This window comes from Roseospirillum parvum, from assembly GCF_900100455.1.
GTDB classification, from domain to species: domain Bacteria; phylum Pseudomonadota; class Alphaproteobacteria; order Rhodospirillales; family Rhodospirillaceae; genus Roseospirillum; species Roseospirillum parvum.
Window position 1 is genome coordinate 182,397 of record NZ_FNCV01000007.1, and the last position, 24,075, is coordinate 206,471.

Genomic DNA, 24,075 nt, shown 5'->3' on the forward strand with positions numbered 1-24,075 from the left:
CCATCGTCGTCCACGAGGGGAGCGCGTCCGCCCATGTCCCTGTATCGCCTGGCTTGGCCGCTGATCGAGCGGCTCGAACCCGAAAACGCCCACCGTCTGGCCATCAAGGTGCTGGCCTCCGGTTTCGGTGGACGCCAGAAGACTCCCGATGATCCGGCCCTGGCGGTCGAGGTGTTCGGCCGCCGCTTCCCCAACCCGGTCGGCCTCGCCGCCGGCTTCGACAAGGACGCCGAGTGCCCCGACGCCTGCCTCAGGCTGGGCTTCGCCTTCACCGAGGTGGGCGCCGTCACCCCCCGGCCCCAGGCGGGCAACGCCAAGCCCCGCCTGTTCCGCCTGCCGGAGAATATGGCGGTGATCAACCGCATGGGCTTCAACAACCAGGGCCTGGAGGCGATGACCGCCCGCCTCGGCGCCCGGCGCGGCCCCTCCAACCCCAACCCCGGGCCGGTCGGGGTGAACCTGGGCGTCAACCGCGACAGCGAGGACGCCCCGGCCGACTACGCCGCCGGCGCCCGCGCCCTGGCCCCGCTGGCCGACTTCCTCACCGTCAACGTCTCCTCGCCCAACACCGCCGGCCTGCGCGCCCTGCAAAGCCGGGCCAACCTGACCACCATCCTGGCCGCCACCCGCGAGGCCCGCGACGCCGCGTGCGCCGAAGCCGGCTGCCCAACCCCGCCCCTGCTTCTGAAAATCGCCCCCGACCTGACCGAGGAAGACCTCGCCGACATCGTCGCCACGGCCCTGGAAGACGGCGGACCGGACGGCCTGATCATCTCCAACACCACCATCGCCCGGCCGCCCCAACTGAACGGACCCCACCGCGCCGAACCGGGCGGCCTGTCCGGCCGGCCGCTGTTCGAGGCCTCGACCGCCCTGCTCAGCGAAGTCTACCGACGCACCGGCGGCAAACTGCCCCTGATCGGCGTCGGCGGCATCGAAGACGGCGCCACCGCCTACGCCAAGATCCTGGCCGGGGCCAGCCTGATCCAACTCTATACCGCCCTCGTCTTCAAAGGCCCCGAACTGCTGCCCGCCCTCAAACACGACCTCGCCGAACGCCTGAAAGCCGACGGCTTCGAAACCCTGCAAGACGCCATCGGCGCCGGCGCCGACTGAGGCTCCGCCCGAGCCACGTCAAAGGGGCGCCGCCCCTTTGAAATCCCCGCTGGGGAGGCCCGAGGCCTCCCCAGACCCCACCATGAGTCAAAGCCGGGAAAGAGGGGGTGTCTGAGCGCGCGCGCTCAGACACCCCCTCTTTCCCGGCTTTAAGTCGCGGCGGGGGTCCGGGGGAGCCCCAGGCTCCCCCGGCGGGGGTTCCAAGGGGGCAGCGCCCCCTTGGCCTGGCTCGGCGGGAGCTTCAGGCGGCGTTGGCGGGATCGGGGTGGCGCAGGACGTAGCCGCGTCCCCAGACGGTTTCGATGTAGGTATCGCCGCCGGTGGCGGTGGCGATTTTCTTGCGCAGTTTGCAGATGAAGACGTCGATGATTTTCAGCTCCGGTTCGTCCAGGCCGCCGTAGAGGTGATTGAGGAACTGTTCCTTGGTGAGGGTGGTTCCACGGCGCATGGCGAGCAGTTCGAGGATGCCGTATTCCTTGCCGGTCAGGTGCAGCGGGGTGCCGTCGACGTCGGCGGTGCGGGCATCCAGGTTGACGGTCAGCCGGCCGACCGCGACGCGCGATTCGGCGTGTCCCTTGGAGCGTCGCACGATGGCCTGGATGCGGGCGATCAGTTCGGCCTTGTCGAAGGGTTTGGTCAGGTAGTCGTCGGCGCCGACGCCGAGCCCCTTGACCTTGCTTTCCGGGCCGCCGAGGCCGGAGAGGATGAGCACCGGGGTGGTCACCCGGCTGTTGCGCAGGCCGCGCAGCACGTCGAGACCGTCCATGTCGGGCAGCATGAGGTCGAGCAGGATGATGTCGTAGTCGTACAGGCGGCCGATTTCCAGGCCGTCCTCGCCTTGCGCGGTGGCGTCGACCACCCAGTTCTCGTGGCGCAACATGGCTTCCACGGCGCGGGCGGTGGAGGGATCGTCCTCGATCAGCAGAACCCGCATGGCGGGGCCTCCCTTATGTAAGGGTAAAGGGCGGTGGCCCGGTCCGGTGTGTGGACGGGCGCCGAACCGCGCGCGGTTCGCGAAGGCTTAACCAAGGTTAATAAAAGGCAGGGTACCAGCCCTTCACCATAAGGGCAAGGAATCCGGCGAGTCGCCCGATGTCAGGCCGATTCCGGGGGGCTCGTCAAGCGGGCCCGGGCTTCGATCAGGGCGGGATCGTCCAGGCGCCCGGCCAGGGCGTCCACCTGATCGCGGCACAGTTCGCGGTGACGCTGGGCGTTATCCAGGTCGCCGGCGCGCAGGGCCTGATCCAGACGCTCGGCATGGCGCAGGGCCCACCACAGGGCGATCACCGGCTTAAGGCAGGTAACCCGGGCCTCCGGGGGGGCGGCGCCGGCCGCTTCGGCCCAGGCGGCGAGCAGGGCGGCCTGGGCCGGTTGGGGCAGCTCGGCCTGGGCGATCAGCTCGGCCAGATCGAGGTGCGGGTCGCCCATCCCGGAGAGCGCCCAGTCGATCAGTTGCACGCGCCTGGGGCCGATCACCAGCCGGCGCGGCGTCAGGTCGTTGTGGCACGGGGTTTCGGGCGGCGCGGTGGCGCGCAGCAGGGGGCGCAGGGCCTCGACCTCGGCCGCCAGATGGTCGATGCGGCCCAGGCTGTCGGTGTCCCAGGCCTCGAGCACCGGGCGCCAGCGGGCCAGCCGGTCCCACACCGTGAAGCGGTGGCGGAAGGCCGCCCCCCGGTGCAGCCGGCCGAGCAGCCGGCCGACGCGGCCGGCCACCTGGGGCTCGGCCAGGGCGCGCGGGGTGGCCGGGCTGCCCTCGGGCCAGGCGAAGACGACCAGCCCGTCGGCGGGGTCGGCGAACAGCAGCGGCGGGGCCAGGCCGCGCCCGGCGGCGGCGGTCCAGTTGTCGATCTCCTCGCCGTGCGCCTCGGGGACCGGGGTGCCCTCGGGCAGGCGCAGGGCGACCCGGGTGCCGCCCACCTCGATCAGCCCCAGGTCGCCGCCGACCAGCCGGCGCCAGCCGACCCCGGCCGGCTGGTCGGCCAGCGGGGCGAGCAGCGGCACCCGGCGCATGGCCTGGCGGATGGGGTCGGGCGGCGGGGGCAGCAAAGGGGCCATGGCAACCGGGTTAAGCGGGCGTTAAGCGGCGGATGCCTAAAGTATCGCCCCCACCGGCGGGTGGGAAGAGCCCCCGAGCCGCGAGCCCCGCCTCCATGTCCGAGCCCCTTCTGTCCGAGACCATCCGTGGCCTGACCAAGGAGATCGAGCGCCTGCCCGGCCACACCCTGTTCGGGCGGGTGTCGGCGATCCAGGGCATGTTGGTCGAGATCGGCGGCATCCTGGGCCAGCTTTCGGTCGGCGACCGCTGCCGGGTGATCGCCCGCGACCAGCGCCGGGTGCCTTGCGAGGTGGTCGGCTTCGCCGAGGGCAAGACCCTTCTCATGCCCTTCGAGCCCTTGGACGGCATCGGCCTGGGGGCGCGGGTCGAGGTGGCCGACGCCGACCCGGTGCTGTATCCGGCCGATGGCTGGCTGGGCCGGGTGGTCAACGCCTTCGGCGATCCGGTCGACGGCGGCCCGCCACTGCCCGCCGGCGAGCGGGCCTATGCCATTCGGGGTCGCCCGCCGCCTGCCCACACCCGCCAGCGGGTGGGCGGCAAGCTCGACCTGGGGGTGCGCGTCATCAACACCTTCCTGACCTGCTGCAAAGGCCAGCGGATGGGCATCTTCGCCGGCTCGGGCGTCGGCAAGTCGACCGTGCTGTCGATGATGACCCGCCACACCACGGCCGATGTGATCGTGCTGGGCCTGGTCGGCGAGCGCGGCCGCGAGGCCCGCGAGTTCATCGAGGACGACCTGGGCGAGGAAGGGATGCGGCGCGCCGTGGTGGTGGTGGCGACCAGCGACGAAACCCCCTTGATGCGCCGTCAGGCGGCCTACACCACGCTGGCCGTGGCCGAGTACTTCCGCGACCAGGGCAAGGAGGTGCTGTGCCTGATGGACAGCGTGACCCGCTTTGCCATGGCCCAGCGCGAGATCAGCCTGTCGGCCGGCGAGCCACCAGCCTCGAAGGGCTACACGCCGACCGTCTTCGCCGAATTGCCGCGCCTTCTGGAGCGCGCCGGGCCGGGGCGCATCGGCCAGGGCTCGATCACCGGGCTGTTCACCGTGCTGGTCGAGGGCGACGACCACAACGAGCCGGTCAGCGATGCCGTGCGCGGCATCCTCGACGGCCACATCGTGCTCGACCGGGCGATTGCCGAGCGCGGCCGCTATCCGGCGGTGAACGTGCTGCGCAGCGTCTCGCGGACCATGCCCGACTGCAACAGCGAGCCCGAGAACCAACTGGTCGACCGGGCACGGCGCCTGATGGCCACCTTTGAGGACATGAGCGAGCTGATCCGCCTGGGCGCCTACCGCAGCGGCAGCAACGCCGAGGTCGATCAGGCCATCCACTACCAGCCGGGGCTCGACGACTTCCTGTCGCAGCGCAAGGACGACGCGACCAGCCTGGCCGATGGCTACCGGCGGCTGGCCGGCCTGCTCGACCTGGACGATCCGAACCTGGACGATCCGACGGCGCCGCCGACCGGGGCAGCGGACGGTTAAGCCATGGCCCGCGACCTTGCCACCGTCATCCGCCTGCGCCAGTGGGAAGTGGACGAACAGCGCCGCGCCCTGGCCGAATGGCTGGCCGCCGAGCAGCGGGCGTTGGACCTTCAGGCCGCCCTGGCCGAGGGCCTGAAGGCGGAACAGAGAATCGCCGCCGGCAACCCGATGACCTCGGGCCTGACCTATGGTCCGTTCGCCACCGCCTATCTGGCCAAGCAGGAGGAGTTGGCCCAGGCCCTGGCCAACACCCGGGCCCGCATCCAGCAGACCCAGGACCGCCTGGCCGAAACCTTCAAGGAACTGAAGACCTTCGAGATCGCCCAGGCGGCCCGCGACGAGCGGGCGCGCAAGGAGTTGGCGCGCAAGGACCAGATGGTGCTGGACGAGGTGGCCCTGAACCTGCACCGCCGGCAGGGCAAGACCGCCGGGAGCTGAGCGGGGCGCCTTGTGGCAACACATTCAATGAGGCGCCTTACGGCACCTCGCGGCGCAGGCCGGGGGGCAGGGGTTTCAGGGCGTGGGTCGGGATGAAGCCCATGCTGTCTTCCGGCCCCAGGACGCGGGCCCAGTGGGCCTGCCCGTCGGCCCCGGCGAGCAGGTCGATCAACAGCACGATGCTGCCCGGCGCCAGTTCGGCGACCACCACGCTGCCGGCATCCGGGCTGATGTGAAGCCTCACGGCGCCATTTTCCCGCCCACCGTTTTCCCGCCCACCCGCGCCATTTTCCCGCCCACCGCCCAGGGCATACAGATGGCCGGTGGAGAGCACGGTCAGGCGCCCCCCCGGCACCGCCGTGGGCGGCGGCGGGTCGGGGGCCAGCAGCCCACCCACCGTCTGCCGGGCCCACGGATAGACCCCCACCGACAGCCCGGCGACGAGCAGGGCGACCGGCAGCCAGTGCAGCCAGCGGCCACGTCCGGGGCGGCGCCAGGCGTCGCGCACCGGCGGGTAGGCGCGTTGCGGCAGGGCGGCCAGGACGCCATCGACCGGCTTGCGGCTTTCCGCGTCGGGGGCGAAGCGGCGGGCCTGCAGGGCCAGGCCGTGGGCCAGCTCGGGCCGGCCGCGCCACAGGAAGGCCCGCGCCTGATCGAGCAGCAGGCGGCGGTTCTCGGCGACCGGCCTTGTGCCGCCCAGGGCGTTGCCGAACAGGGCCTTCACGGTGGCCCACGGCCCGCCCAGGCTCCACCAGCCGAACAGCCAGCAATGCAGGCTGGCCTTGAGGCCGGCGGCCTCGACACAGCGCGAACAGAAGACCCGGCCCCGGCGCTCGACGCGGGTTTTCCACAACCGGCCGCTGACCCGGGTGAACACCACGTGGCGCGGCTGGGCGGAAACCTTGCCACACACGCAGCGGGTCAGGGGCGCCGCCGGTGGTGGCGGCGCCTGGGCCGGCTGGCCGGCGTCGTAGCGGGCCCGCGCCTGCGGGTCGGCGAGCACCCGATAGGCCTCGACCAGCCGCTGGAAGGCATCGGCGGCCGCCGGGCCGGGGTTGTGGTCCGGGTGCAGTTGCTTGGCCTGGCGGTGATAGGCCCGCTTCAGGGCGTCGGCGCCCGCCCCCGGCGTGACGCCAAGGATGGTGTAGTAGCCTTCGGGGTCCGGCCCGGCCCGCGCCATGGGAAGGGTCGCCGCCTCAGCCGGTCAGGGCCGGGTTGGCCCAGCCCGGCTGGCGTTCTTCGACGGTCACCCGGTGGCGCGCCCCGGCGGTGCCGTGGCTGGCCTTGAGGCACAGCCAGCGCGGCACCAGGGCGTTCAGCAGGTCGTCGTGAAAGGCCACGGCGAGGCTTTCCAGGTCGGGCCAGGGCTGCGCCGCCACCAGGTCGAGCGCCGCCGTCAGCCCGGCCGCCTCGAGGATCAGGCGGTCGGGCACATAGGCCACGGCCAGCCCGACCCGCCCCGCCAGGGGGGCCCCGTCGGGCAGCGCCACCGTGCGCCGCCAATCGACCAGATAGTCGCTGGCCGGGCGAGGGTTGGGGCGAACGGTCAGGGCGGCCCGGCGCCGGGCGCGGTCGTCATGGGGGTGGGTCGGGGAACACATCGTGCCCCATCATGAACCGGCCGCCCGGCGCCGGCAAGTTGGCTCGGCAAGTTGGCTCGGCAAGTTGGCACGGCAAGCTGGCACGATGCCGACGCCCACCCCACGACTCCCGACCGGGACCGCCGCCGGGCCGCCGTGACTTTCCCTGCTTGGGTTTGCCCTGCTTGGGTTTGCCCGGCTCGGCCCCCGTGGGGCGATCAGCCTTCGGCCGGCGGATTCTGGCACTGGACGGTGCGCTGGCGCCAGTCGACATGGCTGTTGATCGGGCGCTTGGTGGGCACGTCGCTGATCACCACCGGCTGCTGGCCCCGGTCGGCGCAGTAGGCGGCGATCCCGGCGGTGGCGGTGGGCCGCCCGGACGGTTCGACATAGGTGGCGACGACGCGGCCATCACCCGACTCGAGGACATGGGTCCCGGGCACGGCGCAGGCGCCCAGAGCCAGGACGGCGGTGGCGGCGAGACTGGCTTTGATCATGCTCGGCCTCCGGTTTTCGAGGGTGGGAAGGTCTATCGGATACCCCCGTCACCTAATGCCGTTTCGATGGTGGTCAACCATCGAGCCACCGATTCAAAGCCCTGATCTCCATGCGGAAATCACCTCGCAGGCCTGTCGCGCGGGGGACCCGACCCGCGACGCCGGGCCCGAACGCGGTCCATGATCGGACCGGCCGGCGGACTCAGCTTTCGGCCGGCGGGTCCTGGCACTCGAAAGTGACCTGGCGCCAATCGATCAGGGTGTTGAGGTTGCCGTGATAGGGCTCGTCGGCCACCCGCACCGCCACCTGATCCATCGAGGCGCAGTAGCGGCTGGCGCCCTGGTTGGCCGAGGCCAGCCCGGAAGCGTCGGCATAGGCGGTCACCACCTTGCCGTCGCCGGAGTCCAGAACCTGGGCCCCGGACACCGCGCAGCCGGCCAAGCCAAGCGCCGCGACAGCGGCAAGCATCATCCTGGTCATGGGACTCCCTCCGTCAAGTTGATACGAGCTCCAAGGAACCTGCTCACAGGGTGGCAAATCTGGCGCGGCAATCAACCGCCCATTGATCTGAGCGGAAAAATCGCATCATGTCCATATGGAATAGAAGATCCCGCGCCCAGCCCTCTTGCGCCGTCCTTGCGAAGGATTAAAAACAGGGCAACCTTCGCCACCGCCGCGCCCCTTCCGCCCCGGGGCCAGGAGACTCCACCATCGGCCATCGCCTCCCCCCAGCGACCCAGCGACACCTTGCGGGCCCGCCATGGCCGATCGCCGGTTGGCTCCTGATCGCCCTGATCGCCCTGGTCGCCGCCAGCCTGACCCGCCCGGCCGCCGCGCAGGCGGCCGACACGGCCGACCGCACGGCCGACTTCACGCGCTCCCTGACCCCGGCGGAACGCGCCTTCCTGGCCGAGGCACCGCCGATCCGCACCTGCATCGACCCCAACTGGATGCCGCTTGAGGGCATCGACGCCCAGGGCCGCCACATTGGCGTCATCGCCGACATCCTGAAGCTGATCGCCGAGCGGACCGGGCTGACCTTCCAGTTGCTGCCAACCGACAGTTGGCAGCAGTCGCTGGCCCGTTTCCAGGCCGGCGACTGCGACCTGCTGACCGCCGAGGTGGCCCTTGGCCCGCCGCCCCCGGGAACCCGCCGCACCCACCCCTACCTGCGGCTGCGCAACGTCTACGTGACCCGCCTCGAAGCCCCGTTCGAGCTGGATTTCGCGCTGCTCGCCGGGCGCTCGGTGGGTATCCCGCGCGACTATCCCACCATCGCCCCGATCCGCCAGGCCTATCCCGAGGTCGAGCTGATCGAGGTGGCCAGCGTCGCCGAGGGGCTGCTCAAGGTCTCGCGCGGCGAGCTTCATGCCTTCACCGGCGTGCTGCCGGTGGTCAGCCTGGCCATCCAGAGGCAGGGCCTGAGCAACCTCAAGGTGGCCGGCCATCTGGACCTGGAATTCCCCGCCGCCATGGCGGTGCGGGCCGACCTGCCGTTGCTTTCGGGAATTCTCGACAAGGCGGTGGCAACCATCGCGCCACGCACCCTGAACGACTTCATGGCCCGCTGGCTGCCGGTGCGCTACGACATGCGCTGGCAGTGGATCAAGCTGGCCCCCTATGTCGTCCTGGCCCTCGTCCTGCTCGGCCTGGCCCTGTACTGGAACCGCCGCCTGCACCGCCTGAACCAGATGCTGGACCGGGCCAACGGCGAACTGGCCCGGCGCGGCGAGACCGACCCGCTGACCGGCGCCATGAACCGCAACCACCTGCGGGAGCGGGCGCCGCTGCTGGTCGCCCTGGCCCGCCGGACCGGTCTGTCGCTGGCCGTCGCCATGTTCGACCTGGACCACTTCAAGGGCGTCAACGACAGCCACGGCCATGCCGTCGGCGACCAGTGCCTGAAGCGCTTCGCCGACTGTCTGGCCAGCCATTTCGGCCGCGCCACCGATCTGGTGGTGCGCTACGGCGGCGAGGAATTCGCCGTGATCTGCGTCGACATGACGCCGCGCCAGATGCGCCACAGCCTGGAAGCCGTGCGCCGCGAGGTGGAAGCGCTGGAGGTGCCGGGAGCCGACGGACAGACGGTCCGCTTCACCGTCTCGGTCGGCTTCGCGGTCTATCCGCGCACTCCCGACACCTGGGACGAGGACCTGCTGTCACCGGCCGACCGCCTGCTCTACCTGGCCAAAAGCGGCGGCCGCAACCGGGTCGAGGGCAAGATGATCGAGGCGCCCGCCGAAAGCACCGGTCGCCCCGCCCCCCACCCGCTCTGACCCGCCCCCACCCGCTCTGACCCTCCCCACCTCCCAAGGATTCCCCCCATGCCCCTGCCCGCCGACCCCCTTTACCTGACCCTGCTCGCCGCCCTGCTCGCCGCCACCGGCGGCGTCGCCGGGGTGCTGGCCGGGCTGCTCGGGGTGGGCGGCGGCATCGTCATCGTGCCGGTGCTCTATCACCTGTTCGCCGCCCTGGGCATCGAGCCCGAGGTGCGCATGCACGTTGCCGTGGCCACCTCGCTGGCCACCATCGTGCTCACCTCGATCAGTTCGGCGCGGGCCCACTGGCGGCGCGGCAGCATCGATGTCGACCTGCTGAAAAGCTGGGGCCCGTGGATCTTCCTCGGCGTGCTGGCCGGCACCGCTCTGGCGGTGATGGTCGAGGGCCGTGTGCTGTCGGCGGTGTTCGCCGTGGTCGCCCTGGCGGTGGCCGCCGACATGGCCTTCCGGCCCGAGGGCACGGCCCTCTTCAAGGGCCTGCCCCGGGGGCCGGCGCGCGTCGCCACCGCCGGCACCATCGGCGCGGTGTCGGCGATGATGGGCATCGGCGGCGGCACCCTGAGCGTGCCCACCCTGTCGCTGTGCCGCTTTCCCATCCGCCGCGCCGTCGGCACCGCCTCGGCGATCGGCCTGATCATCGCCGTGCCGGCGGTGATCGGGTTCCTCTCAAGCGGCCACGACGTCCCCGGCCGGCCACCGCTGACCCTGGGCTACGTGAACCTTCTGGGCTTCGCGCTGATCGTCCCGGCGACCGTGCTCAGCGCGCCGCTCGGCGCCCGGCTGGCCCACGCCATCAGCCCCTTGTGGCTGCGCCGCGCCTTCGCCCTCTTCCTGGCCCTGACCGGGGGGCGCATGATGATCGACCTGCTGGGCTGAGCCGAAAAGGCGAAAAGGCTCTTTAATTCAGCCCCGTTTCCTGGGATCATGCGACAAACGGCGGGCTTTTCGGGATAACCCCCCGGGTGCCGCCGCCCAGACCTCGGCGAGGGGAACTGCACGCACAGGGTGCGCCAGGCGACCCCTCAGGCGACCTCGCACCAGGATGCGCCAAACGACAAGGACCGGACAGACCATGGCCCAGGCTTCCGACTCTTCCGAACTGGTTCCGGTGCGCGAGGGCGGCCGCGCCGTCGCCACCGTGGCCGAGCAGGTCTTCGTCACCGTCTACCTGGACCGCCAGTTGTTCGGCATCCCGGTGGAGCGGGTGCAGGACATCCTGATCCCCGAGAAGATCGCCCGCATCCCCCTGGCCCCGCCCGAGGTGGAAGGCGCCATCAACCTGCGCGGGCGCATCGTCACCGTGATCAACGTGCGCACCCGCCTTGGCCTGCCGCCGAAAAAGGGCGGCCCCGGCAAGCCGATGTGCGTCACCGTGGAAATGGGCCAGGAGCTGTACAGCCTGCGCGTCGACGCGGTGGGCAACGTGCAGAGCCTGCCGCTCAAACGCATCGAGCCCAACCCCTCGACCCTTGATCCCCGCTGGCGCGCCATCTCCGGCGGCGTCTGCCGGGTCGAGGGCGAGCTGATGGTGGTGCTCGAGATCGACCAGCTGCTCGACTTCCAGAACGCCGCCTGAGCCGGCCATGCGCCACCCCACCCCATCTCCAGGCTCCCTCCTGGAGGTGGGCCGGGTTTTTCTTGCCCTCGGCCTGACCTCCTTCGGCGGCCCGGTGGCCCATCTCGGCTACTTCCGGCAGGCCTTTGTGGAGCGGCGCGGCTGGCTGTCCGACGCCGCCTACGCCGATCTGGTCGCCCTGGCCCAGTTCCTGCCCGGCCCCGCCTCGTCGCAGGTCGGCATGGCCATCGGCCTGATGCGCGCCGGCCTGCCCGGCCTGCTGATGGCGTGGCTCGCCTTCACCCTGCCCTCGGCCCTGCTCATGCTCGGCTTCGCCTACGGCACCGTCTGGCTGGCCCCGGAGGCCGGCGCCGGCTGGGTCGCCGGCCTGAAAGCCGCCGCCGTCGCCGTGGTCGCCCATGCCGTGCTCGGGCTGGCGCGCAGCCTGACCCCCGATCGCCAGCGGGCGACCATCGCCGGCCTCGGCCTGGCCGGCGCCCTGCTCCTGCCCCCCCTCCTCGGCAGCGCCCCGCTGGCCCAGGTGACGGTCATCCTGGGCGGCGCCCTGATCGGCTTGATCTGGCTGAAACCGCCCGACACCACCCCACCCGACGGCCCCGACCCACACCCCCCGGTGGGCAAGGCCCTGGCCGCCATCTGTCTGGCCCTGTTCGCCCTGATCCTGCTCGCCCTGCCACTGGCCGCCCGCCTCGCCCCCGGCGAGGCCGGCACCCTGCTGAGTGTCGCCGACTCGTTCTATCGCGCCGGCTCGCTGGTCTTCGGCGGCGGTCACGTGGTGCTGCCCCTGCTCCAGGCCGAGGTGGTCGATCCCGGGCTGGTCGAGCGCGGCACCTTCCTGGCCGGCTACGGCGCCGCCCAGGCGGTGCCCGGGCCGCTGTTCACCTTCGCCGCCTTCCTCGGCGCCGTGCTCACCCCAGACCCCGGCGGCCCGGCCCTCGGCCCGCTCGGCGCGGCGGTCGCCCTGGGCGCCATCTTCCTGCCCTCGGGCCTGCTCATCATCGGCGGCCTGCCACTGTGGAACCGCCTGCGCCAAGCCCCCCAGGCCCGCCAGACCCTGATGGGCGTCAACGCCGCCGTGGTCGGCCTGCTCGCCGCCGCCCTCTACGACCCGGTGTTCACCTCGGGCATCACCAGCCCCCAAACCCTGACCCTGGCCGCCGCCGCCCTGATCGCCCTCAATAACTGGAACCTGCCCGCCTGGACCGTCGTCGCCACCTGCGCCCTGATCGGCACCCTCAGCCTGTGAGCCCCGGCACCGCCGTGCCCGGCGTCATGCAAAGGGGCGCTGCCCCTTTGAACCCCGCTGGGGAGGCCGGGGGCCTCCCCAGACCCCACCATGAATCAAAACCCCACCCAGGGGGGCTTGCCCCCCCTGGGTGGGGTTTTAAGTCACGGCGGGGGTCCGGGGGGGCCCCTGGTCCCCCCGGCGGGGGTTCCAAGGGGGCAGCGCCCCCTTGGCGTGACGCCCGGGCACGACGGCGCCGGGGGCTCAGAGTTGGGAGCGGATCGTCTGCCACCAGGGTTTGGCTTGGGCGGTGGTCCACGAGGGGCCGTGGCCGCTGAACAGGCGGGCTTCGGCGGGCAGGGAGTCGAGCAGGTGGTCGATGGAGTTGACCAGGGTCGGGCCGTCGCCGCCGGGCAGGTCGACCCGGCCGACGCCTTGATTGAACAGGGTGTCGCCGGTCAGCACCAGGGGGCTGGGGTCGTTGTCGCCGCTGGCGAAGACGAAGCAGACGCCGCCGGAGGTATGGCCGGGGGTGGGGATCAGGGTGATCTCGGCCGGTCCCAGGGTCAGTCGGCTGTGGGTGTCGAATTCTTCCGGCTGGCTGGGCAGGGTCAGCGGCTGGCCCATCATGCGGGCCAGTTCGGGGGCCAGTTTGAAGTTGGGCATTTCGTCGCGGTGCAGGCGGACCGGCACCCGGCAGGTCTGTTGCACCTCGGCGCAGCCGCTGATGTGGTCGGGGTGGGCGTGGGTCAGCCAGATGGCCTGGATGGCCGCCCCCTCGCCGCCTTTCGCCTTGGCCTGGGCCTCGGCCGCCTGGAGGATACGGTCGGCCGAGGTGCCGGGATCGACCACCACCTGGGCGCCCGAGGGATCGTGGCGGATGATGTAGGCGTTCTGGTACCACGGCGGGGCGCTGACCACCGTGCTGAGGGTGAAGTCACCGGCCGTGATGGGAGTGTCGGTGCCGTCGAGGGGCTGGGCCATGGCGGGCGCCTCCGAGGCGGGGGGTGGGGGAATCAGAAGCCCTGGCGCAACAGGCGGTCCAGGTCGGCGGCCAGGGCGACGACGTCGACCTGGCTGGCCGGGTCGAAGAACAGCTCGAAGATCAGCGTGCCGTCGCTTTGCAGCATCAGGTAGGGCTCGCCGGCCAGATAGGCGTGGCGGAACACCACCTGACGCACTTGGCCGGCCAGCAGGCGGTCGCCACCGGGCTGGGCGCACAGCATGTTGGCCGCCTGGGCCAGACTGTCGGCGCCGAGCACGCCCAGGGCGTGCAGGGTCTGCGGCCCGGCCCCGCCCAGGCTGCTTTCATCGACCGTCAACGGCAGCGAGGTGCCGCAGGCCAGGGCGATGTCGCCCTCGGCCTGGCTCAGGGCGCCGCCCAGGCCGGCCAGCCCGGGCTCGGCGGCCCGAGGGGTGCCGGCCGAAGCGATCGTCAGCAGCAGGCCGAGCAGCAGGGTGGAGGCCGTGAAACGCAGCCGTTCAGCCATGGCCGCGGCGCGACCCGGTGTGAAGGCCATTGGCGGTCATCTCGGCGAGGCGGATTTCGGCCCGGTCCTTGATGTCGGGCCACAGGGCATCGACCTCGGCGCAGGACAGCTTGCCGTAGTAGCCCATGTACTCGGCGGCCCACAGCAGGGTCAGCGGCTTTTCGTCGCGCGCCCAGGCGGCGTGGTCCCAGGGCTCCAGGCTGTCGCGGATCTTCAGGGTGGAGAGGAAGACGTGGGCCGTCATCGGCCAGCCGGTGTCGTCCTCCACCTCGATCGGGTAGAGGCGGTATTCGTCCTCGTCCTCGAAGAAGTTGAGGCGCGCCACGTCGGCTTCGGACAGGCCTTCGACCACAGTCCCCTCGACCACCCCTTGCGGCTCGGGCTTGAGGAAGGGGAAGCTTTCGCCGGCGGCGCGGTGGCGCACATAGCCGCGCAGGCGGGCCGGGCGCGGCCGGCTGTCGCCCACCGGCCGGTCGAGAACCAGGGCCAGCAGGTCAACATCCATCAAGGTACCGAAGAAGAACAGGCGCATCGGCGTCACCCCTTTCCAGGGCAGCCGCCCCGGGGACGCACGCCGGGGCCGGGCGGTCGAAACGGCGGGACCAAAGGGGGTCATGTATTCGTTTCCGGGGTCGGGAATCAAGGGACAATGCAGCGCCGCCCCCGGCTTTCGCTCAAGGGTCGGCCGGCTGTGCGGGACGCGGGCGGCCTTCGCCGTCGATGGCGACGAAGGTGAACACGCCTTCGGTCACCTTCAGCGTGGTCTGCCCCGAATCGCGGCGCACCCAGGCCTCGACCAGCACCGTCATGCTGCTCCGCCCGACCCGCTTCATGTCGGCGTAGCAGCTCAGCTCGTCGCCCACGTAGACCGGCTTGTGGAAGGTCATCGAATCGACCGCCACGGTGGCCACCCGGCCGCGGCTGTGATGGCGGGCGTGGGTGCCACCGGCCAGATCCATCTGGCCGAGCAGCCAGCCGCCGAAGATGTCGCCCGCCGGGTTGGTGTCGGCGGGCATGGCGATGGTTCTCAGGGCGAGCGTGCCGTGTGGTGCGTCGTCGGTGGTCATGGTTTTCGTCCCCCACAAGATGTTGTAAGAAGTGGAGGCGACCCTACCGCATTTCCCGGCCGGTTGTCGCCTGTGCCGACTGCCTCTTGCCCTTGATCGAGACCCATGACCGACCTGTTCCAGAACGCTCCCGCGGCCACCAATGCCCACTACACCGCCCAGGACATCGAGGTGCTGGAGGGCCTGGAGCCGGTGCGCCGCCGCCCCGGCATGTACATCGGCGGCACCGACGACAAGGCCATGCACCACCTGATCGCCGAGGTGCTGGACAACGCCATGGACGAGGCGGTGGCCGGGCACGCCAGCGTCATCGACCTGGAGCTTTCGGCCGACAACATGGTGACCGTGCGCGACAACGGGCGCGGCATTCCCATCGACCCGCACCCGCGCTTTCCCGACAAATCGGCGCTGGAGGTGATCCTCACCACCCTGCACGCCGGCGGCAAGTTCGGCGGCGGGGCCTACAAGGTGTCGGGCGGCCTGCACGGGGTGGGCGTCTCGGTGGTCAACGCCCTGTCGGAGCACCTGGAGGTGGAGGTGGCCCGCGAGCGCACCCTGTGGAGCCAGAGCTTCGCCAAGGGCGCCCCCCAGGGCCCCCTGAGCAAGCTGGGGGCGGTCTCCAACCGGCGCGGCACGGTGGTGCGCTTCCGCCCCGATCCGCAGATTTTCGGCCCCCGGGCCCGCTTCAAGCCGGGCACCGTCTATCGCATGGCGCGCTCCAAGGCCTATCTGTTCCGGGGCGTGCGGCTGCGCTGGCGCTGCCCCGAGGAGATGGTCGCCGACGACGCGACAACCCCGGCCGAGGCCGAGCTGCATTTTCCCAACGGCCTCTCCGACCACTTGGCCGAGACCCTGAAAGGCCGCCCCACCCTGACCCCCACCCCGTTCGCCGGGCAGGCCGCCCTGGCCGACGACATGGGCAGCGTGGAATGGGCCCTGGCCTGGCCCGACGACGAGACCGGCTTCCTCAACAGCTACTGCAACACCGTGCCGACTCCCGAAGGCGGCACCCACGAAACCGGCCTGCGCAACGCCCTCACCCGCTCGCTGCGCGCCTTCGGGGAGATGGTCGGGGTGAAGAAGGCGGCCAACATCACCGCCGACGACCTGCTGGGCGGCGCGGCGGCGATGCTCTCGCTGTTCCTGCGCGAGCCCCAGTTCCAGGGCCAGACCAAGGAAAAGCTGGCCAGCGGCGAAGCCACCCGGCTGGTCGAGCAGGCGGTGCGCGACCACTTCGACCACTGGCTGTCCGGCGATTCGGAAGCCGCCAAGGCGCTGCTGGCCAGGACCATGGAACGGGCCGAGGCACGCCAGCGCAAGAAGGCCGACCGCGAAACCCTGCGCAAGACCGCCACCAAGCGCCTGCGCCTGCCCGGCAAGCTGGCCGACTGCTCGCGCTCGACGCGGGAGGGCAGCGAAATCTTCATCGTCGAGGGCGATTCGGCCGGCGGCTCGGCCAAGCAGGCGCGGCGCCGCGAAACCCAGGCCGTGCTCCCCCTGCGCGGCAAGATCCTCAACGTCGCCTCGGCCACCCGCGACAAGCTGAAGGCCAACCAGGAACTGTCCGACCTGACCGAGGCCCTGGGCTGCGGCATCGGCAGCGCCTTCGACCTCGCCCGGCTGCGCTACGACAAGGTCATCATCATGTGCGACGCCGACGTGGACGGGGCCCACATCGCCAGCCTCTTGATGACCTTCTTCTACCGCGAAATGCCCGGACTGGTCGCCGCCGGACACCTCTACCTGGCCATGCCGCCGCTCTACCGCCTCACCGTCGGCAGCCACAGCGTCTACGCCCGCGACGACGTGCACAAGGAAGAGCTGATGACCCAGCCGCCCTTCGCCGGCAAAAAAACCGTCGAGGTCAGCCGCTTCAAGGGCCTCGGCGAAATGCCCCCGGTCCAGCTCAAAAACACCACCATGGACCCGGCCAAACGCACCCTGCTCAAAGTCACCCTGCCCCAAGGCGCCAGCGAGGAAGCCCACGCCGAAAGCCGACACACCGCCGACCTGGTCGAACAACTGATGGGCCGCAAACCAGAAGCCCGCTTCGCCTACATCCAACAAAACGCCCAATTCGTCGAAACACTCGACATCTGACCCGCCGGCTCCGGCGCTTGCCGAAACACGTCAAAGGGGCGCCGCCCCTTTGAAATCCCCGCTGGGGAGGCCGGGGGGCCTCCCCAGACCCCACCATGAGTCAAAGCCGTGAAGAGGGGGGTAGCCGAGCGCGTGCGCTCGGCTACCCCCCTCTTCACGGCTTTAAGTCGCGGCGGGGGTCCGGGGGGACCCCTGGTCCCCCCGGCGGGGGTTCCAAGGGGGCAGCGCCCCCTTGGCCTGCCTCGACAGGCGCCGGTGCGGGCGGGTCAGATGGAGCGTCGGCGGCCGGATTGGGCGAGGACGTGGGTACGGAAGGCGTCGGCGGGGGCGCTGAGGCGTTTGCCTTGGCGGTGGACCAGGTTCCACTGGCGCACGAAGGGGAAGTGTTCGACTGGCAGTTCGACCACCCGTCCGGCGATCAGTTCGGCTTCCACGGCGCCGCGGCTCATCATGCCGAGGCCCAGGCCGGCGGCGACGCTTTGTTTGATGGCTTCGTCGCTGCCCAGTTCCATGCCCTGGCGCACGGTGATGCCGTGGCCTTCGAAGAAGCGTTGGAAGGCGGCGCGGGTGCCCGAGCCGGCCTCGCGGACCAGGAATGTTTCGCCGGCCAGACGGGTCAGCGGCAATTTGCGCTGTTCGGCCACTTCGTGGCCGGGGTGTGGCCGGGCCAGGGGATGGCTGGGGGCGGCGATGAGGATCAGCGGGTTGTCCTTGAAGGTGGCCACCTTCACCGGCAGGTCGCGGGGTGGCCGGCCCATGATCGCCATGTCCACGTCGTTGGCCCTCAGGCGCTCGATGACGGTGGCCGAGTTGGCGATTTCCAGGCTGACGGTGACCCCCGGGTGGCGGGCCTGGAAGCTGCCCAGAAGGTGCGGCGCGAAGTAGTTGGCGGCGGTGGCGGCGGCGATGGCGAGGCGCCCTTTTTCCAGCCCGCGCAGGGCGTCGAGCACGCCTTCCATCTCGTCCATCTGGCGGCGGATGGCCTGGGCGTAGGCCAGCACCTCGCGGCCGGCCTCGGTCAGGTCGATGCGCCGCCCCAGTTGTTCCAGCAGGGGCAGGCCGACGCTGTTTTCCAGTTGGCGGATCTGCTGGCTGACCGCCGGCTGGGTGAGGGCCAGGTCCTCGGCGGCGCGGGTGAAGTTGCGGTGCCGGGCGACGGCGAGGAAGGTGTCGAGCTGGCGCAGGGTGGGGGGCATGGCGCACCAATCATAAGGACTCCTTATGATTTCCATCAAGACAAATCATTTCCGTTATGCCCACGGGGCTGGTAGGGTCTTTGCCAACCGCCAATCCCCGTCCAGAAACGCCAGGGAGACCACCCCCATGGACCAGTCCAGCCGTTACGCCGACCTCAGCCTGAAGGAAGACGAGCTGATCAAGGGCGGGCAGCACATCCTGTGCGCCTACCAAATGAAGCCGAAGTCGGGCCACGGCTACCTGGAAGCGGCGGCCCACTTCGCCGCCGAAAGCTCGACCGGGACCAACGTCGACGTCTCGACCACCGACGACTTCACCAAGGGCGTCGATGCCCTGGTCTACGAGATCGACGAGGCCAACGAGGTGATGAAGATCGCCTACCCGCTGGACCTGTTCGACCGCAACATCACCGACGGTCGGATGATGATCGTCAGCTTCCTGACCCTGACCATCGGCAACAACCAGGGCATGGGCGACATCGAGTACGCCAAGATGCTCGACTTCCACGTGCCGCCGCGGGCCATCCAGTTGTTCGACGGCCCGGCCAAGGACATCTCGGACCTGTGGCGCATCCTCGGCCGTCCGGTGAAGGACGGCGGCTACATCGCCGGCACGATCATCAAGCCGAAGCTGGGCCTGCGCCCCGAGCCGTTCGCCCAGGCGGCCTATGAGTTCTGGCTGGGCGGCGACTTCATCAAGAACGACGAGCCGCAGGGCAACCAGGTCTTCGCGCCGCTGAAGAAGGTCATTCCGCTGGTCGTCGACGCCATGCGCCGGGCCCAGGACGAGACCGGCCAGCCCAAGCTGTTTTCGGCCAACATCACCGCCGACGACCACGCCGAGATGATCGCCCGTGGCGAGTTCATCCTCGACGCCTTCGGCCCCGACGCCGACAAGGTGGCCTTCCTGGTCGATGGCTATGTGGGCGGTCCGGGGATGATCACCACGGCCCGGCGCTGGTTCCCCAACCAGTACCTGCACTATCACCGGGCCGGCCATGGCGCCGTCACCTCGCCCCAGTCCAAGCGCGGCTACACGGCGCTGGTGCTCAGCAAGATGGCCCGCCTGCAGGGGGCCTCGGGCATCCATGTGGGGACCATGGGCTACGGCAAGATGGAAGGCGAGGCGACCGACAAGATCATCGCCTACATGATCGAGCGCGATGCCTGCCAGGGCCCGTTCTACCACCAGGAATGGCTGGGCATGAAGCCGACCACGCCGATCATCTCCGGCGGCATGAACGCCATCCGCCTGCCCGGCTTCTTCGCCAACCTGGGCCACGCCAACGTCATCAACACCGCCGGCGGCGGCAGCTACGGCCACCTGGACGGCGCCGCCGCCGGGGCGCGCTCGCTGCGCCAGGCCTACGAGTGCTGGGCCGCCGGGGCCGATCCCCTTCAGTGGGCCAAGGAGAACCGGGACTTCGCCCGCGCCTTCGAGAGCTTCCCCAAGGATGCCGACGCCCTGTATCCGGGCTGGCGCCAGGCCCTCGGGGTCTGATACCACGCTTGATTGAGAGATGGGGCGCCGCCGTCGGCGCCCCCTCGCCTTTCGGAAAAGGTTCGCGCCATGGTCAAGATTGCCCCTTCCATCCTGTCGGCCGACTTCGCCCGCCTGGGCGAGGAGGTGAAAGCCATCGACGCGGCCGGCTGCGACTGGGTCCACATCGACGTCATGGACGGCCACTTCGTGCCCAACCTGACCTTCGGGCCGCCGGTCATCAAGTGCATCCGGTCGTGGAGCGACAAGCCGTTCGACGTCCATCTGATGATCAACCCGGCCCAGCCCTTCATCGAGGACTACGCCAAGGCCGGGGCCGACCTGATCACCGTGCACGCCGAGGCCGACGTGCACCTCGACCGCTCGCTGCAACTGATCCGAAGCCTGGGCAAGAAGGCCGGCGTGTCGCTCAACCCGCACACCCCGGAAAGCGTCATCGAGTATGTGCTCGACAAGCTCGACCTGATCCTGGTGATGAGCGTCAACCCGGGCTTCGGCGGGCAGAGCTTCATCGACAGCCAGTTGGAAAAAATCAGCCGCATCCGCCGGATGATCGGTGACCGTCCGATCGATCTGGAGGTCGACGGCGGGGTGAACCCGGAGACTGCCGGCAAGGTGGTGGCGGCCGGGGCCAACGTGCTGGTGGCCGGCTCGGCGGTCTTCAAGGGCAGCGACTACGCGGCCAACATCAAGGCGTTGCGCGGCTGAGCCGCCAAGGGGGCGCTGCCCCCTTGACCCCCGCCGGGGGGACCAGGGGCCCCCCCGGACCCCCGCCGTGACTTAAAAGCCCGTCAGGGGGGCTTGCCCCCCCTGACGGGCTTTTGACTCATGGTGGGGTCTGGGGAGGCCTCCCGGCCTCCCCAGCGGGGTTCAAAGGGGCAGCGCCCCTTTGCGGCTCAGCCGGGCGACAGCCCGCGCAGGCGTTCGGTGCGCCGCCGCAGCAGCTCCAGCACCGTCAACAGCGCGATCGAGATGCAGACCAGGAGAGTGGCCACGGCCAGGATGGTCGGGCTGATCTGCTCGCGGATGCCCGACCACATCTGAAGCGGCACGGTGCGCTGTTCCGGCCCGGCGACGAACTGCACGATCACCACCTCGTCGAAGCTGGTGATGAAGGCGAACAGCGCGCCGGAAACCACGCCCGGGGTGACCAGTGGCAGGATCACCTTGAAGAAGGTGGTGGTCGGGCTGGCCCCCAGGTTCTGGCTGGCCCGGATCAGGTTGCGGTCGAAGCCGATCAGGGTGGCGGTCACGGTGATGACCACGAAAGGCACGCCGAGCGCCGTGTGGGCCAGGATCACCCCAGGGAAGGTGTGGGCCAGATCGATCGAGCTGTAGAAGAAGAACATGCCGGCCGCCGAGATGATCAGCGGCACGATCATCGGCGAGATCAAAAGGCTCATCACCAGGGTGCGATAGGGCATGTAGCTGCTGGCCAGCCCGAGCGCCGCCAGGGTGCCCAAACTGGTCGCCAGGATGGTCGAGACGATGGCGACGATGAAGCTGTTCTTGATCGAGAACAGCCACAGCTCGTTCTCCAGGAAATCCTTGTACCAGCGCAGGGAGTAGCCGTCCGGGTCGAACGAGATCATCTCCTTGGTGAAGGTGAAGTACGGCTCGGCGTTGAACGACAGCGGCACGATGACCAGGATCGGCCCGATCAGGAAGACGAAGACCGCGGCGCAGAACAGCAGGTATGCGCTGTGCCAGACCCGTTCCAGCGGCGAGGCATACGGCGGAAGTTTGGTGATCATGGTGTCTGCCCTCGCCTATCCCAGCTTCATGTTATCGATGCCGACCAGCTTGTTGTAGACGAGGTACAGGACCAGCACCCCGGCCAGCAGCATGGAGCCCAGGGCCGCCGCCAGCCCCCAGTTCAGCGACACCAGCATGTGCCGGGCGATGAAGTTGGAGATGAACTGCCCGGTCTCGCCGCCGACCAGGGCCGGCGTGATGTAGTAGCCAATGGCCAGGATGAAGACGAGGATCGAGCCCGCCCCCACCCCGGAGACGGTCTGCGGCAGGTAGACCTTGACGAAGGCGGTCAGCGGCGTGGCGCCCAGCGAGCGGGCGGCCCGCATGTAGCTGGGCGGGATGGTCTTCATCACCGAGTACAGCGGCAGGATCATGAACGGCAGCAGGATGTGGGTCATCGCCACCATGGTGCCGATCTTGTTGTGGATCAGCTGCAGGCGCTCGTCGGTGGCGATCAGGCCGAGCCAGACCAGGATGTCGTTGATCACCCCCTGCGACTGAAGGATGGTGATCCAGGTGGTGGTGCGCACCAGCAGCGACGTCCAGAAGGGCAACAGGACCAGGATCATCAACAGGTTGGAATAGCGCAACGGCAGGTTGGCCAGCAGGTAGGCCACCGGATAGCCGAGCAGGATGGTCAGCCCGGTGATGGCCAGACTCATCCAGATGGTGCGGATGAACAGCTCCACATAGACCTGCCGGTACTCCGGCACCGCGACCACCTCGCCCTCGGCGTTGTAGGTCAGGTCGGCCGCCGCCAGATAGTACGAGGCGGTGTAGGGGCCGCTTTCGCGCTTGATGGCCTGCCAGATGTCGGGCTGCCCCCAGCGCCGGTCGATGTCGATCAGCGCCGCCTTGTAGGGCGGCTCGATGCGCTCGATGCGCCGCCGGGTCTTGTTGAACAGGCTGCGCGCCCCGCTGACCTCGTAGTTGAGGCGGGTCGCCGCCTTGCCGATCTCGCCGCTTTCCTTGCCGGCCCGGATGTCGGCCGCCATGGCGGCGTAGACCGCCTCCTCGGGCAGCGCCTCGCCGTCCCAGGCCGCGATGCGCTCGACGGTGTTGGGCAGGACGTTGGGAATCTGCCAGTTGTCGACGCTGCGCAGCAGCATGTCGCCCATTGGGATGAGGAAGGACACCAGCAGGAAGGCGAACAGGGGCGCCACCAGCAGCATCGCCGTCAGGCGCCGCCGCCGCTCGGCCCGGCGCAGGCGCGCCTTCAGCGAGCTGACGTCGTCGTCGGGGGTGTCCGTTGCGCCCGGGGTGCCAGGGGCACCGTTGGCGGAGACGGGAATGGGTTCGGCCATGGGGTCGGCTCCGGCGGGTCCTGGACCTTGAGGCGGAGGACGGTGGCCCCGGGTGCGGGGCCACCGTCCGGATGGGGGACGGGACTTTAGCTGGCCAGCCAGGCGGCGAAGCGCTCGGCCAGCTCGTCGCCGTAGTCGGCCCAGAAGGTGTCATCCTTGGGGATGGCGGTCTTGAAGTTCTCCGGGTAGGTCGGCATGTGCGGCTTCATGTCGATCCCGGTCTCGGCGTGCTCGCCGACCAGCGGGGCCGAGCTCTTGCGGGCCGGACCGTAGGAGATGAACTTGGCCTGATCGGCCAGCCGCTGGGTGTCGGTGGCGAACTTCAGGTAGTCGTAGACCACGTCCTTGTTCTTGCCGCCGGCCGGCACCACCCAGCCATCCAGCTCGAACACCTGGGCGTCCCAGATGATCTGGAAGGGCTGGCCTTCGTTGACCTGGGCGTTGAAGATGCGGCCGTTGTAGGCCGAGGCGAAGGAGACCTCCTTGTCGGCCAGAAGCTGCGGCGGCTGGGCGCCCTGCTCCCACCAGATGGTCTCGTCCTTGATGGTTTCCAGCTTGTTGAAGGCGCGCTCGACACCTTCCGGGGTGGCCAGCATCTCGTAGATCTCGCCAGCCGGCACGCCATCGGCGGCCAGGGCCCATTCCAGGTTGTTGACGGGCTTGTTCTGCAGGCTGCGCCGCCCCGGGAAGCTTTCCAGGTCGAACACGTCTGCCATGGTGGTCGGCGCCTGCCCCGGGTACATCTCGGTGTTGAAGGCGACGATGTTGGAATAGACGATCTGCGGGATGAAACAGCCGGTCAGCGAGCCGTCGATGAAGTCCTGGGTCGGCGGCGTGCCGTCGGGGGCGGCGGCCAGCATCTCGTTGTAGTCGATCTTCTCGGCCAGACCTTCATCGCAGGCCACCAGGGCGTCGGAGGGCAGGATGTCGACCAGATCCCACGAGACGTTGCCCGCCTGATGCTGGGCCCTGAGGCCGGCCAGCGCGGTCTGCGACTTGTCCTCGTTGATGATGGTGACGTCCGGATGCATCTTCATGTAGGGCTCGTGATAAGCCTTCTGCTGGCTCATCGTGTAGGCCCCACCCCAGGAGACGATGGTCAGGGTGGTCTCGGCGCGGGCCTCGCCGGCCCCCAGGCTGGCGCCGGCCAGCGCGGCCAGGGCGACGCCAATGGCGGTGGTGGTGCGAATGATCAAGGCTTTCTCTCCTCTTTCGTGGTTCGGGCGATTCTCATCAAATCGAGACGTCCGTCCCGGAATAGCCCCCCTGGCGATCTCCCCGGCGCGCCGGGGGAACCCCATGTCGATCCGGGCGGGGATACCGCCGGCCCGGACAGGGACTGCGAAGGAGCCGCTTGGCGCGGTCTGATTGGTTGGCGGGGAACGCGGGCCAGTCGGGCCCGCTC

General features: G+C 70.0%; 24 protein-coding genes. 10 read left to right on the forward strand and 14 right to left on the reverse strand.

Going from position 1 to position 24,075, the window contains the following annotated elements:
• Positions 1 to 33: 33 nt before the first annotated feature.
• Positions 34 to 1,116 (forward strand): quinone-dependent dihydroorotate dehydrogenase, encoded by a 1,083-nt coding sequence (locus BLR95_RS11665; protein ID WP_092620152.1) that lies wholly within the window; start codon positions 34 to 36, stop codon positions 1,114 to 1,116.
• A 241-nt stretch (positions 1,117 to 1,357) separates the two neighbouring features.
• On the opposite strand, the gene ctrA is transcribed toward BLR95_RS11665, so the two are convergent.
• Complete coding sequence (gene ctrA / locus BLR95_RS11670) at positions 1,358 to 2,050, reverse strand: response regulator transcription factor CtrA (protein WP_092620155.1); 693 nt, start codon at positions 2,048 to 2,050, stop codon at positions 1,358 to 1,360.
• 161 nt (positions 2,051 to 2,211) lie between these two features.
• Positions 2,212 to 3,171 (reverse strand): phosphotransferase, encoded by a 960-nt coding sequence (locus BLR95_RS11675; protein ID WP_092620158.1) that lies wholly within the window; start codon positions 3,169 to 3,171, stop codon positions 2,212 to 2,214.
• Between the two features lie 95 nt (positions 3,172 to 3,266).
• Here BLR95_RS11675 and fliI point away from each other — a divergent pair, with 95 nt between their 5' ends.
• Together fliI and BLR95_RS11685 are read left to right on the forward strand one after the other, a co-directional pair.
• Complete coding sequence (gene fliI, locus BLR95_RS11680; protein ID WP_176787807.1) at positions 3,267 to 4,661, forward strand: flagellar protein export ATPase FliI; 1,395 nt, start codon at positions 3,267 to 3,269, stop codon at positions 4,659 to 4,661.
• A gap of 3 nt (positions 4,662 to 4,664) precedes the next feature.
• The gene (locus BLR95_RS11685) at positions 4,665 to 5,099 is read left to right on the forward strand and encodes a flagellar FliJ family protein (protein ID WP_092620161.1); all 435 of its coding nucleotides are present in this window, start codon (positions 4,665 to 4,667) and stop codon (positions 5,097 to 5,099) included.
• A 37-nt stretch (positions 5,100 to 5,136) separates the two neighbouring features.
• Here BLR95_RS11685 and BLR95_RS16120 read toward each other — a convergent pair whose 3' ends face one another.
• The 4 genes from BLR95_RS16120 to BLR95_RS11705 all read right to left on the reverse strand — a co-directional run bounded on the left by BLR95_RS16120 (position 5,137) and on the right by BLR95_RS11705 (position 7,657).
• On the reverse strand, positions 5,137 to 6,279 hold the full coding sequence (locus BLR95_RS16120) for a J domain-containing protein (RefSeq protein ID WP_092620164.1): 1,143 nt from the start codon (positions 6,277 to 6,279) through the stop codon (positions 5,137 to 5,139).
• Between the two features lie 16 nt (positions 6,280 to 6,295).
• Entirely contained in the window at positions 6,296 to 6,700 is a 405-nt protein-coding gene (locus BLR95_RS11695) for a hypothetical protein (protein WP_092620167.1), read from the reverse strand.
• Between the two features lie 197 nt (positions 6,701 to 6,897).
• The gene (locus BLR95_RS11700; RefSeq protein WP_092620170.1) at positions 6,898 to 7,176 is read right to left on the reverse strand and encodes a hypothetical protein; all 279 of its coding nucleotides are present in this window, start codon (positions 7,174 to 7,176) and stop codon (positions 6,898 to 6,900) included.
• Positions 7,177 to 7,378: 202 nt separating this feature from the next.
• Positions 7,379 to 7,657 carry a hypothetical protein gene (locus BLR95_RS11705; RefSeq protein WP_092620173.1) on the reverse strand — a complete coding sequence of 93 codons (279 nt, stop codon included), beginning with the start codon at positions 7,655 to 7,657 and terminating at the stop codon, positions 7,379 to 7,381.
• A gap of 455 nt (positions 7,658 to 8,112) precedes the next feature.
• Between BLR95_RS11705 and BLR95_RS11710 the strand changes: the two genes are divergently transcribed.
• The 4 genes from BLR95_RS11710 to chrA all read left to right on the forward strand — a co-directional run bounded on the left by BLR95_RS11710 (position 8,113) and on the right by chrA (position 12,278).
• The gene (locus tag BLR95_RS11710) at positions 8,113 to 9,453 is read left to right on the forward strand and encodes a diguanylate cyclase (protein ID WP_281241298.1); all 1,341 of its coding nucleotides are present in this window, start codon (positions 8,113 to 8,115) and stop codon (positions 9,451 to 9,453) included.
• A gap of 48 nt (positions 9,454 to 9,501) precedes the next feature.
• On the forward strand, positions 9,502 to 10,332 hold the full coding sequence (locus tag BLR95_RS11715) for a sulfite exporter TauE/SafE family protein (RefSeq protein ID WP_092620179.1): 831 nt from the start codon (positions 9,502 to 9,504) through the stop codon (positions 10,330 to 10,332).
• Positions 10,333 to 10,528: 196 nt separating this feature from the next.
• Positions 10,529 to 11,032 (forward strand): chemotaxis protein CheW, encoded by a 504-nt coding sequence (locus tag BLR95_RS11720; protein ID WP_092620182.1) that lies wholly within the window; start codon positions 10,529 to 10,531, stop codon positions 11,030 to 11,032.
• Between the two features lie 7 nt (positions 11,033 to 11,039).
• The gene (gene chrA, locus BLR95_RS11725) at positions 11,040 to 12,278 is read left to right on the forward strand and encodes a chromate efflux transporter (RefSeq protein WP_092620185.1); all 1,239 of its coding nucleotides are present in this window, start codon (positions 11,040 to 11,042) and stop codon (positions 12,276 to 12,278) included.
• A 243-nt stretch (positions 12,279 to 12,521) separates the two neighbouring features.
• Here the strand turns inward: chrA and BLR95_RS11730 are convergent, their stop codons facing one another.
• From BLR95_RS11730 to BLR95_RS11745, 4 genes are all read right to left on the reverse strand, one after another.
• Positions 12,522 to 13,241: an MBL fold metallo-hydrolase gene (locus tag BLR95_RS11730; protein WP_092620188.1), complete on the reverse strand. Its 720-nt coding sequence runs from the start codon at positions 13,239 to 13,241 to the stop codon at positions 12,522 to 12,524.
• Between the two features lie 32 nt (positions 13,242 to 13,273).
• Positions 13,274 to 13,747: a hypothetical protein gene (locus tag BLR95_RS11735; RefSeq protein WP_143130991.1), complete on the reverse strand. Its 474-nt coding sequence runs from the start codon at positions 13,745 to 13,747 to the stop codon at positions 13,274 to 13,276.
• Positions 13,740 to 14,279 carry a gamma-glutamylcyclotransferase family protein gene (locus BLR95_RS11740; protein ID WP_176787811.1) on the reverse strand — a complete coding sequence of 180 codons (540 nt, stop codon included), beginning with the start codon at positions 14,277 to 14,279 and terminating at the stop codon, positions 13,740 to 13,742. Before BLR95_RS11740 ends, BLR95_RS11735 begins: the two co-directional genes overlap by 8 nt.
• A 142-nt stretch (positions 14,280 to 14,421) precedes the next feature.
• Entirely contained in the window at positions 14,422 to 14,814 is a 393-nt protein-coding gene (locus tag BLR95_RS11745; RefSeq protein ID WP_092620197.1) for an acyl-CoA thioesterase, read from the reverse strand.
• 105 nt (positions 14,815 to 14,919) lie between these two features.
• Here BLR95_RS11745 and parE point away from each other — a divergent pair, with 105 nt between their 5' ends.
• Positions 14,920 to 16,914 (forward strand): DNA topoisomerase IV subunit B, encoded by a 1,995-nt coding sequence (gene parE, locus BLR95_RS11750; protein WP_092620200.1) that lies wholly within the window; start codon positions 14,920 to 14,922, stop codon positions 16,912 to 16,914.
• Positions 16,915 to 17,180: 266 nt separating this feature from the next.
• Here the strand turns inward: parE and BLR95_RS11755 are convergent, their stop codons facing one another.
• Positions 17,181 to 18,110 (reverse strand): LysR family transcriptional regulator, encoded by a 930-nt coding sequence (locus BLR95_RS11755; protein ID WP_092620203.1) that lies wholly within the window; start codon positions 18,108 to 18,110, stop codon positions 17,181 to 17,183.
• Between the two features lie 127 nt (positions 18,111 to 18,237).
• On the opposite strand from BLR95_RS11755, the gene BLR95_RS11760 reads away from it, so the two are divergent.
• Both BLR95_RS11760 and rpe read left to right on the forward strand, forming a co-directional pair.
• The gene (locus BLR95_RS11760) at positions 18,238 to 19,611 is read left to right on the forward strand and encodes a ribulose-bisphosphate carboxylase (RefSeq protein WP_092620206.1); all 1,374 of its coding nucleotides are present in this window, start codon (positions 18,238 to 18,240) and stop codon (positions 19,609 to 19,611) included.
• A gap of 69 nt (positions 19,612 to 19,680) precedes the next feature.
• Positions 19,681 to 20,319, forward strand: a complete 639-nt coding sequence (gene rpe / locus BLR95_RS11765) for a ribulose-phosphate 3-epimerase (RefSeq protein WP_092620209.1) — start codon at positions 19,681 to 19,683, stop codon at positions 20,317 to 20,319.
• A 188-nt stretch (positions 20,320 to 20,507) separates the two neighbouring features.
• Here rpe and BLR95_RS11770 read toward each other — a convergent pair whose 3' ends face one another.
• From BLR95_RS11770 to BLR95_RS11780, 3 genes are all read right to left on the reverse strand, one after another.
• A complete protein-coding gene (locus BLR95_RS11770; RefSeq protein ID WP_092620212.1) occupies positions 20,508 to 21,365 on the reverse strand; it encodes an ABC transporter permease in 858 nt (285 codons plus the stop codon).
• Positions 21,366 to 21,380: 15 nt separating this feature from the next.
• The gene (locus BLR95_RS11775; RefSeq protein ID WP_092620215.1) at positions 21,381 to 22,670 is read right to left on the reverse strand and encodes an ABC transporter permease; all 1,290 of its coding nucleotides are present in this window, start codon (positions 22,668 to 22,670) and stop codon (positions 21,381 to 21,383) included.
• 86 nt (positions 22,671 to 22,756) lie between these two features.
• Positions 22,757 to 23,866, reverse strand: coding sequence for an extracellular solute-binding protein (locus BLR95_RS11780; protein WP_245689481.1), 1,110 nt, complete (start codon positions 23,864 to 23,866; stop codon positions 22,757 to 22,759).
• Between the last annotated feature and the right edge of the window lie 209 nt (positions 23,867 to 24,075).

Coding starts and splice junctions, on each gene's coding strand:
- BLR95_RS11665 (WP_092620152.1), top strand. CDS start 34: ATGTCCCTGTATCGCCTGGCTTGGCCGCTGATCGAGCGGCTCGAACCC.
- ctrA (WP_092620155.1), bottom strand. CDS start 2,050: ATGCGGGTTCTGCTGATCGAGGACGATCCCTCCACCGCCCGCGCCGTG.
- BLR95_RS11675 (WP_092620158.1), bottom strand. CDS start 3,171: ATGGCCCCTTTGCTGCCCCCGCCGCCCGACCCCATCCGCCAGGCCATG.
- fliI (WP_176787807.1), top strand. CDS start 3,267: ATGTCCGAGCCCCTTCTGTCCGAGACCATCCGTGGCCTGACCAAGGAG.
- BLR95_RS11685 (WP_092620161.1), top strand. CDS start 4,665: ATGGCCCGCGACCTTGCCACCGTCATCCGCCTGCGCCAGTGGGAAGTG.
- BLR95_RS16120 (WP_092620164.1), bottom strand. CDS start 6,279: ATGGCGCGGGCCGGGCCGGACCCCGAAGGCTACTACACCATCCTTGGC.
- BLR95_RS11695 (WP_092620167.1), bottom strand. CDS start 6,700: ATGTGTTCCCCGACCCACCCCCATGACGACCGCGCCCGGCGCCGGGCC.
- BLR95_RS11700 (WP_092620170.1), bottom strand. CDS start 7,176: ATGATCAAAGCCAGTCTCGCCGCCACCGCCGTCCTGGCTCTGGGCGCC.
- BLR95_RS11705 (WP_092620173.1), bottom strand. CDS start 7,657: ATGACCAGGATGATGCTTGCCGCTGTCGCGGCGCTTGGCTTGGCCGGC.
- BLR95_RS11715 (WP_092620179.1), top strand. CDS start 9,502: ATGCCCCTGCCCGCCGACCCCCTTTACCTGACCCTGCTCGCCGCCCTG.
- BLR95_RS11720 (WP_092620182.1), top strand. CDS start 10,529: ATGGCCCAGGCTTCCGACTCTTCCGAACTGGTTCCGGTGCGCGAGGGC.
- chrA (WP_092620185.1), top strand. CDS start 11,040: ATGCGCCACCCCACCCCATCTCCAGGCTCCCTCCTGGAGGTGGGCCGG.
- BLR95_RS11730 (WP_092620188.1), bottom strand. CDS start 13,241: ATGGCCCAGCCCCTCGACGGCACCGACACTCCCATCACGGCCGGTGAC.
- BLR95_RS11735 (WP_143130991.1), bottom strand. CDS start 13,747: ATGGCTGAACGGCTGCGTTTCACGGCCTCCACCCTGCTGCTCGGCCTG.
- BLR95_RS11740 (WP_176787811.1), bottom strand. CDS start 14,279: ATGCGCCTGTTCTTCTTCGGTACCTTGATGGATGTTGACCTGCTGGCC.
- BLR95_RS11745 (WP_092620197.1), bottom strand. CDS start 14,814: ATGACCACCGACGACGCACCACACGGCACGCTCGCCCTGAGAACCATC.
- parE (WP_092620200.1), top strand. CDS start 14,920: ATGACCGACCTGTTCCAGAACGCTCCCGCGGCCACCAATGCCCACTAC.
- BLR95_RS11755 (WP_092620203.1), bottom strand. CDS start 18,110: ATGCCCCCCACCCTGCGCCAGCTCGACACCTTCCTCGCCGTCGCCCGG.
- BLR95_RS11760 (WP_092620206.1), top strand. CDS start 18,238: ATGGACCAGTCCAGCCGTTACGCCGACCTCAGCCTGAAGGAAGACGAG.
- rpe (WP_092620209.1), top strand. CDS start 19,681: ATGGTCAAGATTGCCCCTTCCATCCTGTCGGCCGACTTCGCCCGCCTG.
- BLR95_RS11770 (WP_092620212.1), bottom strand. CDS start 21,365: ATGATCACCAAACTTCCGCCGTATGCCTCGCCGCTGGAACGGGTCTGG.
- BLR95_RS11775 (WP_092620215.1), bottom strand. CDS start 22,670: ATGGCCGAACCCATTCCCGTCTCCGCCAACGGTGCCCCTGGCACCCCG.